The organism is Indolivaga capnocytophagoides DSM 22835 (assembly GCF_000426485.1).
Taxonomy (GTDB): domain Bacteria; phylum Bacteroidota; class Bacteroidia; order Bacteroidales; family Dysgonomonadaceae; genus Dysgonomonas_A; species Dysgonomonas_A capnocytophagoides.
In genome coordinates, this window is sequence record NZ_AUFL01000028.1 from 1 (window position 1) to 11,561 (window position 11,561).

Sequence of the window (11,561 nt, forward strand, 5' to 3'; positions counted from 1 at the left end):
AGGGATTACATAAGGCGTTCTGTCACAATACATCGTTTCAGAAGAAGTATGACTGCCCACTACCTCTTTCCATTGTTCCTCTGATAGAGGGGTTACACCGATGAGAGCATGATTGTTAGGTTTTAGTTCCAAATCTTTTAAATAAGATTCTATACCTATTTTATAAGATAAGAATACTAGAAATGTCCCCTCGTTAAGTTCAATATCTGTTGCATCATTCGGCACTTCGACCGCAATTACTTTTTCAGTTAGTTGTATCATGGCTCTGTTATTAATTGTTTGGCTTTGGATATCTCAGTATAAAACCGATCATCTAGTTTTATTTTATCACACATTTCCACCAGATCTCTCAAAGCATCTCTTAGCTTCTCGTTCTCGGCTGATCGGTCGGTGACGGCTTGGGTCTCTATGTATTCAAGGATAGCATCCGAAACATATTTAGTTTCCTTATCAAATCGGGTGCTTATCACTAAATTGTGAAACCCTTTCTCTAATAGCCACCCTTGAATGAACTTTTCTTTTTCTTCTATATTCATATTATTTCTATCTTTGGGTAAAACTTAAATCAATGATTATTTTTGCTCTAACTATAATACTTGGAATAGCAGCATTTGGATGTATAGCAATGGCTGTGTACCTGAAAGTATTTGAAAACGATAAGAGTTTTATATCTTATTTAATTTCAGGTATAGTTTTGTTAGCCATATTTCTAAGATTCGCTAAAGTTTTTTTTCTTTAGATGATTCTAAGTAATCCAATACTGCATCCAATAAAGCGGATTCTGCGAGAGGGTGAGTGCCTAAAGGCTCAACTTCAATCGTGTATGGATTATGTTTATCTTGAACAATAGCCATACCTTTATAACCCCACATAAATGGATATACTCCGCAATAAATTTCCTTTTCTCGAATAAAATCAAGGGCTTCGGAAACGGTAGGGACTAATCTAATAATACTCCTTTCGTCTGGGTATCGAATAAAGAAATCCTTAAAGTCCTTATCTAGCGTATTTGTTATTCCCCATTTACCATTTTCAAGTTCGTAATAATGAGAAATAATTCTATCAAAGCCTATATTCTCAAGCCTTTCTGCTTGCTCGAACGTTACTATTTTACTCATGGCTGATGCTATTTAAATCAATTGCTAATCCTTTGTCTATTAATCCGTAAATATCGTAGTGATGCGAAAATAGGTAGGTAAAAACTTCAAACTGATCAATAATATTTCGTCCTGTATTAGGTTGATTTTTATCAAAGTAGGAACGATACCAACCCTCACATCTTTCATTTATGATTAATTCTTCTATTCCATCTTCGAACGTACACCTGAAATAAGATAGATTTTTACAAGCTCCATTAATTCTGTCTACATGAATAGTTCCACTTAATATTTTGGCTATTTCCACAATTCCCACTTCCCCGTCTATCTCTTTGTAGAGATCGGACACAGGATGTAAGAGGGGTTTTACTTTCCGTTTTATTACACCCAGCCTAGTCACGATATTATTATCTGAAAATGCAATTTCAGTTATAGAGAAGTCTTTTGTCCGAGCATTCTCATCTGACGAATGCTGATAACTCATAATTCCTTTATGCTCTAATCTATCATCGGTATCATAAGGATCTCCCGATATTACACCTAAATCGTATGGTAGGTATGGATTTAATTTTTGTAGATATTCTAGTTTTTCCATTTTCTTAAATTGCTTCTGTTAACACTAATTCGTTTACTAAATCCCATTGAGAAAGAATGTGCTTCATTTTGTATAAATAAAAAAGACATCGGTAAGATGTCTTGAGGTTAAAAGGGTACATTGTCAATACTTGGGACAAAGCCTGTCGGGTCAAATATTTTCTTGTATCGATTATCATGTGCGAATTGGATAACATTGTTTCGTTCACCGTTGCGATACTTGGATATAATCAACATTCCTAATCCACTCCATTCCTTCAAATCAGGTTCGTAATAGTCGGGTTTATGGATAAACAGAACAATATCCGCATCTTGTTCTATATCTCCCGATTCTCTCAGATCTTCTAATCGTGGAGCTCGAACCTTTCCGCCTTTTTCGGGTCGGCTTAATTGAGATAGGGCAATAATAGGAATACCTAGCTCTTTCGCTAAACTTTTTAACTCGCTTGTGATATGAGCAATCTCCAACTGTCTGCGTTCAAATTTCATATTCGTACGAATCAATCCCAAATAATCGATAATCAGTAACGACAGATTATTCTTACGTTTCAATCGTCTTGCTTCTGATTTGATATTACTCAGATAACGGATTGAATGATGGTCCAGAATATGTATCGGAAGATCGTACAACTTCCCTGCTTGCTCATCTAATGCAATCCACTCTTCATTTGACAGTTGTCCAGATAAAAGATTACGTGTATCTATGCGATCATCTTCAAGTAAATAACGATTAACGAGTTGTTCTGTATTCATTTCGATAGAGAAGAATCCGACAGTACTGCCATTTATTGCAGCCGATTTAGCAATAGCTAAAGCATGTTGCGTTTTTCCCATCGAAGGACGTGCTCCGATAATGATCAGATCGGGTTGTCTCCATCCACCGTCTAAAGCTCTGGTTAGAGAATCTAAGTGAGTAGGAATACAAGGGATTTCACCTCTGCTTAACTGTGCTTGTCTTTCTCCAGCTGCATCTAACGCTTTACGTACAGCATCAGCCATAACCAATGATTGATTATTTGAATTTTTAGGCTGAACGGTTGATAAAGCCTTTTCGAAATACTCTAGGGTTTCTGAGACATCTTGTGTCTCATCATAGGCCATTCGTTGTATTTCGGTTGCCGATTGAATGATGCGTCTCGCAATAGCCTTCTGTGCGATAATTCGAGCATGATACTCGATATGTGCTGCGGATGCAACTTTTTCTGTTAATCCTGCGATATACATAGGACCACCTAATTCATCTATTTCGCCTGATCTGGTTAACTCTTGATGGACGGTCATTATATCAACCGGCTCTCGTTTGTTTATCAGGCTAAGTATAGCTGAAAATACAGCTTTATGTTTGTCAGAATAAAAATCTTCCACTGATAGGATATTGTCAATAACCTGATAAGCGTTCTTTTCGAGGAGTAATGCACCCAATACAGCTTCTTCGAGTCCAGTCGCTTGCGGTTGCAATTTACCTAAATTGTTTAAATCCTGCTGCGGTTCCTGTTTTTTGCGGTTTTTCATTTGGTTTATGTTTGTTTTCTTTTTCTATTTCATATCTAAGCCACCTGGAAAAATATGACTGAGCATCATTGATCACTTGAATTTCCTGATTATTCTCATCGGATCGTAACACAAAGAATTGCTTAATATAATTTTTAAGTATATCTGGTTCTAGGTGATTGTTCATACATAAGCATTCTATCATGTAAGTATCGGATAGCATTTCAGTCAAGAAGGGAGAAAGTCTTTTTGATATGATTTTTTCTTCACCATTTAGTAATGTGACTTTTTCTTTAATTATTTCTTTTTCTTCTTTACTTTCCTTTACTTTACTTTGTGGTGTTTCGGGCGGAAATAACTCTCCTATAATTGGATTTTGGGCGGAAGTATTACTCCTTTTATCCTCTAAAAGCCAATAATCGAAAGATGAATAGTTGTATTTTCTTTTTCGGGTAGCTTCTTGAAAACGTTTCTGAATACCTTTAGAAGTTATAATCTTATCCGAGTTAAAGAGAGATTCTTCAATGAATCCCCATTTAACCAAGCGACTTACTACTTGATCTATTAATTCAGAAGAAACCTTACATCGATTGGCTAAGGTCATTTTTAATTGTTCATTCCACATTGCGAAGTATCCGTTACGGTATACCGCACATAGCAGACGTATTACAATTATTTCACCTTTAACACCAAATTCTCCGCTGATAGGTTCTATTTTTTCATCATCAAAGAAGTCTACATCAAAAGAAAAGTAATCTATACCTTGTTTTAGTGGTCTTGCCATATTATTTGAAATCTAATTCGTTTTGACCTCTCTTTTGAAGCTCATTTCTATATTCTTTTAGAGCTTCTTTTACCATTGTCTCATTACACATTAATCCGAAAGGAAGAATACCGGACAGTCTAGCTTCGCAACGGGCTATCCCGTATCTAAGTTGTTCATTTGTATAATCTTTAATTGTTTTCATACAGCATTATTTCAAGATTTTATATCCATCCATATAATTACCAACCCGATAAGATTTAACTTCATTATTGCCGGATATGATATCCAGTGTATGAAGTTCGTTTGTGAGCTTCCAGAAATCAGATTTATTCATATCTGCCATATTATGAGAAAGGAGAAACTCACGTATCTCCTTTATTCTTGCTTCAATTTGTCCTTTATTTCGTCTCATATTCAATCATATCAAATAAGGTTGGCATACTTAATTCATATTCAAGAGATTTTAAGTAGAAAAGCCCATCATCGTAATATTCAGGTTTAAGCTCAGTGGATACTGCTTTTCGCTTCATCTTAAGAGCTTGGTAGGCTGTTGAAAATAATCCTCCGAAAGGATCGTCTACCTCGTCGCCTTCATTTGTAAATCTGAAAATTAAGCGTTCGATAATATCAAGCTGAAGCGGACAAATATGTTTTTCTTTTTTTCGGTTTGCCTGATTGGCATTGAGTGTATTCATCCGGTTAATATCCGTCCAAACAAGATCATTTGGTGATGTTGGCGGTATCATCATGAATTCTTTAGATAATCGATCAGATTTCATGAGATCATTACACACTCTTAAATGCTCCTGAAAATTATACACATGAGTTTTATCGAACTCTTTCCACATATTGCAAATAGTACTCGCTTCGAAAGTTCTTAACTCATCATAAGATAAAAACCTGTTACCGTCCGATTTCCAGTAAGCATGTGCATCTAATTGCCAAAGAGAAAGAAGGTATTCATCAATCTTTTTCACTACAGGGTCATCTGCATAGGCATTTGATCTGTCAGTTGGTATTTTTCTGAATAGATAGACATATTCAGGTAGGCCAACTCCCATTTTGGTACCGTCTTTACGTTGTTCGCTCCATCCTAAACGGTAGGTCTGATTATTCTCACGAACTACATCTGTTGTTATAGTTATCTTACCGACTAAGATAAATCCGTGCTTTCTAAAGTGGTAAGATACATCCGCAGCAAAATCATCAATTGAAGTGAAGCCGGTTCCCGTTTGATAAGAATATCGGATGCGGTCTTTAATATGAATTGCGGCTATCCGGCCGGGCTTTAATGTTCGAAGTAAATTTGGTGTCAGGTAATCCATCTGTTTAAAGAATTCCTGATTCCCATTATTGTGTCCGAAATCGTTGTAATTATCAGAATATTCGTAGTGATCACCAAAAGGTATTGATGTCAGAATCATTCCTGTGCGGTTATCTTCCATTTCCTGATGTATAACTACCGTATCATCATTATACACCATTGCTTCACCAACCTTGTGAGATCGACGACCTTTAAATATTTGTCTTTTCATGTCGTGTGTGATTTTACTTGAATTCAATCCGTACTTTCTAACCAGATCAATCATGTTCTCCTGCAGTTTTACGTGATTTCTCCATTTTTCAAATAGAGTTTTTAAGACCTCTCTTTCATTTTGGGTGAATATGATATAAACATGTACTTCATTTGCCTGTCTAAATCTGAATACACGGTGCAGAGCTTGTATAAAATCATTAAACTTGTAGTCTATTCCTACAAATACCATATTATAACATACATGCTGAAAATTACATCCGGATCCTGCTATGACAGGTTTAGTAGAAAGGATCTTATACTCACCATTCGAAAAATCAATCAGTAAATCTTCTTTATCCTGATTCTTTTGAGAACCATAAACCGAACGAAGATCAAAACTTTTAAATTTCTTCTCAATGGCCGTGCGTTCCGATTCTCTGTGATGCCATAGAATCCAATTCTTATCAGGCTCTTTGCTTACAATTTCTAAAGCCTTGTTAACCCTTAATTCTACTGTTTCCGATTTCTCACGGCTTACATCAACTAAGCTCTTGGTATTATCCTTAAATAGAACAGGTTCACCTTTTTTATTGAGAATAACATCACCTGTCAGGTTCTCAACTTCTATTTCATGAATATGGAGTTTCGGGAGATTGTAGCCTTCATCAGAGAATCCGAGATCAGAGGGCTTGTTGATAAATACAGCCCAAGTTGATACCCATTGCCAAAACTCCTGCTCTTTATTTTCATAAAGAGTAAGGTTGCCGGCACTCGTACTATCTCTCTTAAAGAATCTAGTCAACGCATGCCCCCTGTCGATCACTCCTAAGAAATCTGCATAATTGAGGATCTCGATGTAATCGTTTGGGGTAGGGGTTGCTGTTGCGACAAATCGATATTGTATTTTTTTGAAGAAAGTCAATACATAGTTTGTCGTTTCAGTAGATAGGTTTCTGAGTATAGATGCTTCATCAAATGAAACTCCGCAAAATTTAGAAGGGTCTATATCTCCTTTGCGAACACGTTCGTAATTGGTGACATAGATTTTAGTTTCGTAACCGTTGATACTATCTGTGTCGGTGATGTATTCAAGATCAAGCTCAGCGTTGAAAAATTCTTTATTATCTCGCTTGAATTCTCCAACCACACCTAAAGGCATACAAATAATAAAAGGCTTATTCTCTTTGCGGATGCATTGATAAGCCAATTCAAGTTGCATAACGGTCTTAGTTAGGCCGAATGATGCGAAGATTGCACGACGTCCGCCTTTTAAACACCATTGGGTGATTGCTTTGGCATGAGGTAATAAATCTCCGATAATACCATCCGGCTCAAAACCGTATTCTTCTGCTATAACTATTTTGTTTTCTAGAAATTCTACATACTCTTTATTTTTAGTTTCCATTTTGTTTAATAGTTTAACCTGCGCAGATTGGTTAATACTTCTTTTCGTGGAGTAGGCAGGATTCGAACCTGCATGTTTCAATCATCGATATAGTCTTATCCAGACTAATGTTTCAATGTTCCGGCTAATATTATGTGAAACTTACCCGCGAAGCGTCTACCATTCCGCCACTACTCCTTTTACCCTCATTAGAGAGGGTTTATTTACAGTCTTTATTTGTCTGAATACGGAAATACATCCATTATTTGAGTTGCAGATAGAGAAGAAATGTAATAATCAGCCATTGTTCCTTCCATTCCTTTGTTTACGACCTGCAATGCTTCTCGTAAATCACAAGCTTGAGCAAGCATATTAGCAACAGTTGTTTTTTCCGTTCCGCTCTTTTCATCCAAGGTGATGAAACAAACTTTTGCTTTGAAGTATCTATCTCCGTTTTCATTGAAGAATAGCTCTGATAGTTTAGCTCTCTTTATATCAGCAATTGTAAATTCACCTGCGATATAAGGTCTTAATTCTTCGATGATACGAGCTTCCGCTTCAGTAAAACTTAAAGCATCCACTAAATACGGTTCGGTGACTTTTTTTTGAGTCCCGTTTTCCATTGTCTTATCATATGACACTTTACATTCAAACCAATTTGTCATTTTATTTAGTTTTAGATTTTGATTTAATTAAGCCCCGTTGAAGTTTTAAGGCTTTCAGTTTTAATTTGTATTCATATCCTAGAGCATTTATTTCCATTTGCCCCATCTTACAAGTATTGTATTTTTTCATTTCGAGAATATTAACTGCATATTCTCCATATTTAGCAATCAAGCCTTTTCGATACCCTTGTATATTACCTTCGTCAAAACGATTGCAGGACCTACATTGTGCATTGCAATTCTTTTCATCGTAACGGGTTGAATTATGCTTTCTATTGATGTAGTGTCCACAATCCGATTCTTCCCATGCAACTATCTTTCCGCAGGAAATACAGCGGATAATACCATTTGCATCTGAATCTCTTATTCTGATAAATTCAGAGAAGATTCTGTCTAATGTATCTTTTGTCATATCAATAACCGGATTTATTTAACCTTAAACTTTCTCTTTCATAGCTTAGAATAGACCGTAAAGCATCTACTTGATGAGTAGCAGCGGCATTAAGTCTTTCCAACCAATCAACCATATAAGATTCTTCTTTAGCGATTGAATCGAGTAAAGCATTTTGCACCTTTGCTGAAAGGAATTGAAGATTAACAATCTCACATATTTGAGCTTGTATTTCATCTGACTTCTTCGCCCTCAGAGCCTTCTTAGCTTCAGCTAACATAAAGGCTGTACGGCTGATATATGGCATAATAACCCGGATCCGTTCGAGTACTTCTTCTGGATTCTCAGAACAAGTAGTGTCGAGATAGCTTTGTATTTGTTGAGCTTCTTCTATTATAGTCATATTAAAACTCACTTGATTGGTGCAACATTAAGAATTGAATATCTTGCCTAGAAGTATTGCTCAGTATGAATTTCTGAGCTTGCTGTTTCGATAGGTGACTGTTTATGCTTCCTTTCTGGTGTGCATATTCACCTCTGTATTCTTTCTCCCGGATAATATTGAAAACCCTTTCTTCATCATAATTGCATTCGAGAGCGTATATGTCATAATCTCTTGCTGAAATACCCTCTAATGTATAAGTGTCGGTAGCATGAATCAGTTTCTTTCCATCCTTGAATATCCGATATCCAAAATTAGGTACATCGTGATAGAGAATAACAGGGCTGATCTTGAATGAACCGTAATTATACATTTTACCTGATTCGTAAATATCCAGATTTCGAATGCCATGTAATTTATCAGCAAGAAATTCACCACACCCGAAACGGATAGAAGGTCTTTCTTCTTGAATGCGTTTGATTACATTTAATTTGAAATGATCTGAATGCTGATGAGTTAGTAGTACAATTTGAATATCCTTTAGATAAGGTTCTATCCGAGAAAAAGAGATGCCAACATCTACTAAAATTGAATTAAAGTAAATGATGGCATTGCCTTTACTGCCTGTTGATAGAATATTGTGCATTAGATTTCCATTCGTTTAGGTTCATCCGATTGTTCTTCATTTGGTTCTCCCTGCTGAACGATCTCTGCTTCCTCAAAGCGATGTCCTGAAGTTGAAACTTCGTCATCGCTATCAGAATCTAATGCTTTAGCAAATTCAGTAGTCATCAATCCGTAAGTACCTAGTAATAGCTTAAGAACCGTCTTTTTGCACATTGTAGGTCTAGCGAGCGGATCACTCCACTTACTTGTTGAGCTTCTATACTGCTTATCGTTTTTGTAGGTTTGAGAAAATCTTAAAGCATGTTGCTCTATTTGTTCTTCTGTCATATATAAAGAAGCAGTAAAGCCATTCACTAACTCTAAGTACGACATATACCCGACAATCGGTGCATCCGGCTTTTCTCCATTGAAAATAACTTCACCTGTTATTTTATTGTGCCTGATTTCACCTTCTCTGATCTCGGTAGCATTGATAAACTTATATTGACCTGTACGTATAGCAAGTTGAATAAGTCCTTTATATCCTATCTGGAAAGAAGGAACACCTTTATAGGCTATTACATAAGCATAACCTAGATTTTTATTCAATGGAAGATTTAAAGAAGTGGCATTCATAGCACACTTCATTAGCTGAGCAGGGTCACATTGAGCCAACTTAGGATCTGCATCGCAAAGAGCGATAAGATTGCTTACAAATTCCGATTTCTTTTCTGCAAGCGTCTCCTTTAAGAAGTTTGCTGTTGACGGAGCATTTAAGAAATTAGCGAGTGAAAGAGGTTTTGTTTGTTGCTGAACTTGTTGTGTACTCATCTTATTTTATCTGTTTATAGTTATAGTTATTTGATTTTAAAAATTCGCTTAAAGCTTTTATTTTGGAATAAGGTCCCGTTACGGAGAACTCAACCTCAAAGACATCTTCTTTCTTTTCTTGAATTGGTTCTTGTTTCGGTTGTTCCACTATGGGAGCTTTCAGCACTTCAGGTTTGACTTCTTCTTTTGGTTTCGATCTCAATTCCAATTCAGCGAATTTTGCTATCCAATCTTCATCCGAAAGACTTTCTATTTGAGAATAAGGAATCATCACCAACTCGTCATGAATCCAGTTATACGTCTTTGTTAAGTCGTGGTATGCAAAAGCAAGACCTTTTATCTGAGATACACGCTTATCCGTCCGTATATTTTTTAGACGTTCAGCTTCTAGTTTTTCGGCTTCTTTACGTTGTCTTACAGTTAGCGTAGATTGTGAAGCATTGAGTGACTTTTTATATTCGACTAATATTTCAGCTGAATATGTTTCGGTCATTATCAGATTAATATCATCTTTTACTTTAGAAATAAAGTCATTAATCTGCTCTTTATACTTCTTTTCGGTAGTCGAAAGGTTGATGTCTAAACCTAAACGATCAAAAGATACGAAGTCTATTTCTTCGACAGCACATATTTCATCAAAGTAAGATGTTAGGCTGGCTTTCTTATCCTGCTTGATCTTCAATTCAAAATCATTGATTTTATTTTTCAGAAGATCATCGGCTTTTTTGTACTTATCAATGATTTCAGCTTTATAGGTAGTTTCAAATTCTGAATAGGGATTTAAAACTGCATCCTTGATAGCTTTACGCTGTGTTTCGAAGTCTTTTGCTTCTTTATTGAGAGTAGCTCTCATGTCTTTCAGAGCCTTGACGGTGTCTTCGGTTACAACTTGATTCTCTATATTCAGAGAATCTATTCTTTCAGTAACTTTTGCCCCAACCTTTTCTAAGGTGTGTACTATAATAGGGCTTTGCTTTAGTACTATGGACGCTTCTTGTGTCATATATCTAAGATTTTTAATTCAACGAAAAAGGGATGCCGATAACGACACCCCATAACTAAAAACAACTATTATGAAAAAGAATCAACCTACACGGTCAACTTTGCATCACGAAATAGAGATAGCAATAAACCGCCTATATCACGTGCATCTTTAGAGTCTACACCATCAAAATAATTGCCGATAGTAAACCGATCTATATCTTCGTCCTTTCCTGTATCAACTGTCAACTGCATTTTAATGCCATCGAAGTAATAGTACCTTGTACCTTTTCTTCGGAGTTTTAGACTTTTCATGTTATTAAGGATTTAGTAATTCGGGGTTGTCGTGAATATTTCCTATGACTTCTAAAAACTTAGCTGTATCTCTATAAAAAAAAGAAGCATATTTGAAGCAATAACTGCTTGAGTTTTGTATACCATCTACCTCTGGGATATTAGAACATTCAAATTGTATATCAGGATTTATTTCAACAATAGCGAACCTCCAGCATTCGTTATCGCTACTGTCATTCCATTTTACTATATCCCCCTCATATATCTCTTTTCCATTTTTGTCGGTTAATCCTGTAAATTGTCCAAGAGTTTTAGAATCAATAATAATACCGTCTGAATAGTTATTCATTATATACCAACGATCTTCAATATCTGCATCCTGTAAAGGGTAGCCAAATATCCAATCTCCATTATATTCGTCTTTTCCTCTAAACTTAATCTGTCTCATATATATTAAGGTATTTAATTTCTAAATAAAAAGCGTGTTACATCTTCTCAGACTGACACGCCATATTAACACAAACTTTACAAAACTATATTTACCATTACTATGGTAAAACTTT

General features: G+C 35.8%; 17 protein-coding genes and 1 pseudogene. All 18 read right to left on the minus strand.

The features are described 5' to 3' along the window. A partial coding sequence (locus K322_RS0113100; protein WP_026627293.1) for a hypothetical protein occupies positions 1-261 on the minus strand: 261 nt, incomplete at its 3' end. Continuing rightward, complete coding sequence (locus K322_RS0113105; protein WP_026627294.1) at positions 258-536, minus strand: hypothetical protein; 279 nt, start codon at positions 534-536, stop codon at positions 258-260. The genes K322_RS0113105 and K322_RS0113100, both read right to left, overlap by 4 nt. 183 nt (positions 537-719) lie before the next feature. After that, a complete protein-coding gene (locus K322_RS0113115; RefSeq protein ID WP_026627295.1) occupies positions 720-1,118 on the minus strand; it encodes a hypothetical protein in 399 nt (132 codons plus the stop codon). Further along, a complete protein-coding gene (locus K322_RS21240; RefSeq protein WP_051290793.1) occupies positions 1,111-1,692 on the minus strand; it encodes a hypothetical protein in 582 nt (193 codons plus the stop codon). Before K322_RS21240 ends, K322_RS0113115 begins: the two co-directional genes overlap by 8 nt. A gap of 107 nt (positions 1,693-1,799) precedes the next feature. Further along, complete coding sequence (dnaB, locus tag K322_RS19415; RefSeq protein WP_051290794.1) at positions 1,800-3,203, minus strand: replicative DNA helicase; 1,404 nt, start codon at positions 3,201-3,203, stop codon at positions 1,800-1,802. Continuing rightward, complete coding sequence (locus K322_RS20350; protein ID WP_051290795.1) at positions 3,151-3,966, minus strand: DUF4373 domain-containing protein; 816 nt, start codon at positions 3,964-3,966, stop codon at positions 3,151-3,153. The genes dnaB and K322_RS20350 overlap by 53 nt, the downstream gene beginning before the upstream one ends. A gap of 1 nt (position 3,967) precedes the next feature. Continuing rightward, complete coding sequence (locus K322_RS0113135; protein WP_026627296.1) at positions 3,968-4,150, minus strand: hypothetical protein; 183 nt, start codon at positions 4,148-4,150, stop codon at positions 3,968-3,970. 6 nt (positions 4,151-4,156) lie between these two features. Beyond that, positions 4,157-4,360, minus strand: a complete 204-nt coding sequence (locus K322_RS20880) for a hypothetical protein (RefSeq protein ID WP_026627297.1) — start codon at positions 4,358-4,360, stop codon at positions 4,157-4,159. After that, entirely contained in the window at positions 4,347-6,869 is a 2,523-nt protein-coding gene (locus K322_RS0113145; protein ID WP_026627298.1) for a DNA methyltransferase, read from the minus strand. The genes K322_RS20880 and K322_RS0113145 overlap by 14 nt, the downstream gene beginning before the upstream one ends. Before the next feature lie 47 nt (positions 6,870-6,916). After that, a pseudogene (locus K322_RS20885) lies at positions 6,917-7,046 on the minus strand. A 35-nt stretch (positions 7,047-7,081) separates the two neighbouring features. Next, the gene (locus K322_RS0113150; RefSeq protein ID WP_026627299.1) at positions 7,082-7,513 is read right to left on the minus strand and encodes a DUF4494 domain-containing protein; all 432 of its coding nucleotides are present in this window, start codon (positions 7,511-7,513) and stop codon (positions 7,082-7,084) included. Position 7,514: 1 nt separating this feature from the next. After that, on the minus strand, positions 7,515-7,925 hold the full coding sequence (locus K322_RS0113155; RefSeq protein ID WP_051290796.1) for a recombination protein NinG: 411 nt from the start codon (positions 7,923-7,925) through the stop codon (positions 7,515-7,517). Between the two features lies 1 nt (position 7,926). Beyond that, positions 7,927-8,307, minus strand: a complete 381-nt coding sequence (locus K322_RS0113160) for a hypothetical protein (RefSeq protein ID WP_051290797.1) — start codon at positions 8,305-8,307, stop codon at positions 7,927-7,929. A 1-nt stretch (position 8,308) separates the two neighbouring features. Beyond that, complete coding sequence (locus K322_RS0113165; RefSeq protein WP_026627302.1) at positions 8,309-8,932, minus strand: MBL fold metallo-hydrolase; 624 nt, start codon at positions 8,930-8,932, stop codon at positions 8,309-8,311. Continuing rightward, positions 8,932-9,723 carry a recombinase RecT gene (locus K322_RS0113170; protein ID WP_026627303.1) on the minus strand — a complete coding sequence of 264 codons (792 nt, stop codon included), beginning with the start codon at positions 9,721-9,723 and terminating at the stop codon, positions 8,932-8,934. Before K322_RS0113170 ends, K322_RS0113165 begins: the two co-directional genes overlap by 1 nt. Before the next feature lies 1 nt (position 9,724). Then, entirely contained in the window at positions 9,725-10,726 is a 1,002-nt protein-coding gene (locus K322_RS0113175) for a DUF1351 domain-containing protein (RefSeq protein ID WP_026627304.1), read from the minus strand. A gap of 86 nt (positions 10,727-10,812) precedes the next feature. Further along, a complete protein-coding gene (locus K322_RS0113180; RefSeq protein WP_026627305.1) occupies positions 10,813-11,019 on the minus strand; it encodes a hypothetical protein in 207 nt (68 codons plus the stop codon). A 4-nt stretch (positions 11,020-11,023) separates the two neighbouring features. Further along, the gene (locus tag K322_RS0113185; protein WP_026627306.1) at positions 11,024-11,446 is read right to left on the minus strand and encodes a YopX family protein; all 423 of its coding nucleotides are present in this window, start codon (positions 11,444-11,446) and stop codon (positions 11,024-11,026) included. Positions 11,447-11,561 lie beyond the last annotated feature (115 nt).

Bases quoted from the DNA above. Each gene is read 5' to 3' on its own strand.
- K322_RS20880 (WP_026627297.1), bottom strand. From the start codon at position 4,360: ATGAGACGAAATAAAGGACAAATTGAAGCAAGAATAAAGGAGATACGT.
- K322_RS0113135 (WP_026627296.1), bottom strand. From the start codon at position 4,150: ATGAAAACAATTAAAGATTATACAAATGAACAACTTAGATACGGGATA.
- K322_RS21240 (WP_051290793.1), bottom strand. From the start codon at position 1,692: ATGGAAAAACTAGAATATCTACAAAAATTAAATCCATACCTACCATAC.
- K322_RS0113115 (WP_026627295.1), bottom strand. From the start codon at position 1,118: ATGAGTAAAATAGTAACGTTCGAGCAAGCAGAAAGGCTTGAGAATATA.
- K322_RS0113150 (WP_026627299.1), bottom strand. From the start codon at position 7,513: ATGACAAATTGGTTTGAATGTAAAGTGTCATATGATAAGACAATGGAA.
- K322_RS0113165 (WP_026627302.1), bottom strand. From the start codon at position 8,932: ATGCACAATATTCTATCAACAGGCAGTAAAGGCAATGCCATCATTTAC.
- K322_RS0113160 (WP_051290797.1), bottom strand. From the start codon at position 8,307: ATGACTATAATAGAAGAAGCTCAACAAATACAAAGCTATCTCGACACT.
- K322_RS0113105 (WP_026627294.1), bottom strand. From the start codon at position 536: ATGAATATAGAAGAAAAAGAAAAGTTCATTCAAGGGTGGCTATTAGAG.
- dnaB (WP_051290794.1), bottom strand. From the start codon at position 3,203: ATGAAAAACCGCAAAAAACAGGAACCGCAGCAGGATTTAAACAATTTA.
- K322_RS0113155 (WP_051290796.1), bottom strand. From the start codon at position 7,925: ATGACAAAAGATACATTAGACAGAATCTTCTCTGAATTTATCAGAATA.
- K322_RS0113185 (WP_026627306.1), bottom strand. From the start codon at position 11,446: ATGAGACAGATTAAGTTTAGAGGAAAAGACGAATATAATGGAGATTGG.
- K322_RS0113175 (WP_026627304.1), bottom strand. From the start codon at position 10,726: ATGACACAAGAAGCGTCCATAGTACTAAAGCAAAGCCCTATTATAGTA.
- K322_RS0113180 (WP_026627305.1), bottom strand. From the start codon at position 11,019: ATGAAAAGTCTAAAACTCCGAAGAAAAGGTACAAGGTACTATTACTTC.
- K322_RS20350 (WP_051290795.1), bottom strand. From the start codon at position 3,966: ATGGCAAGACCACTAAAACAAGGTATAGATTACTTTTCTTTTGATGTA.
- K322_RS0113145 (WP_026627298.1), bottom strand. From the start codon at position 6,869: ATGGAAACTAAAAATAAAGAGTATGTAGAATTTCTAGAAAACAAAATA.
- K322_RS0113170 (WP_026627303.1), bottom strand. From the start codon at position 9,723: ATGAGTACACAACAAGTTCAGCAACAAACAAAACCTCTTTCACTCGCT.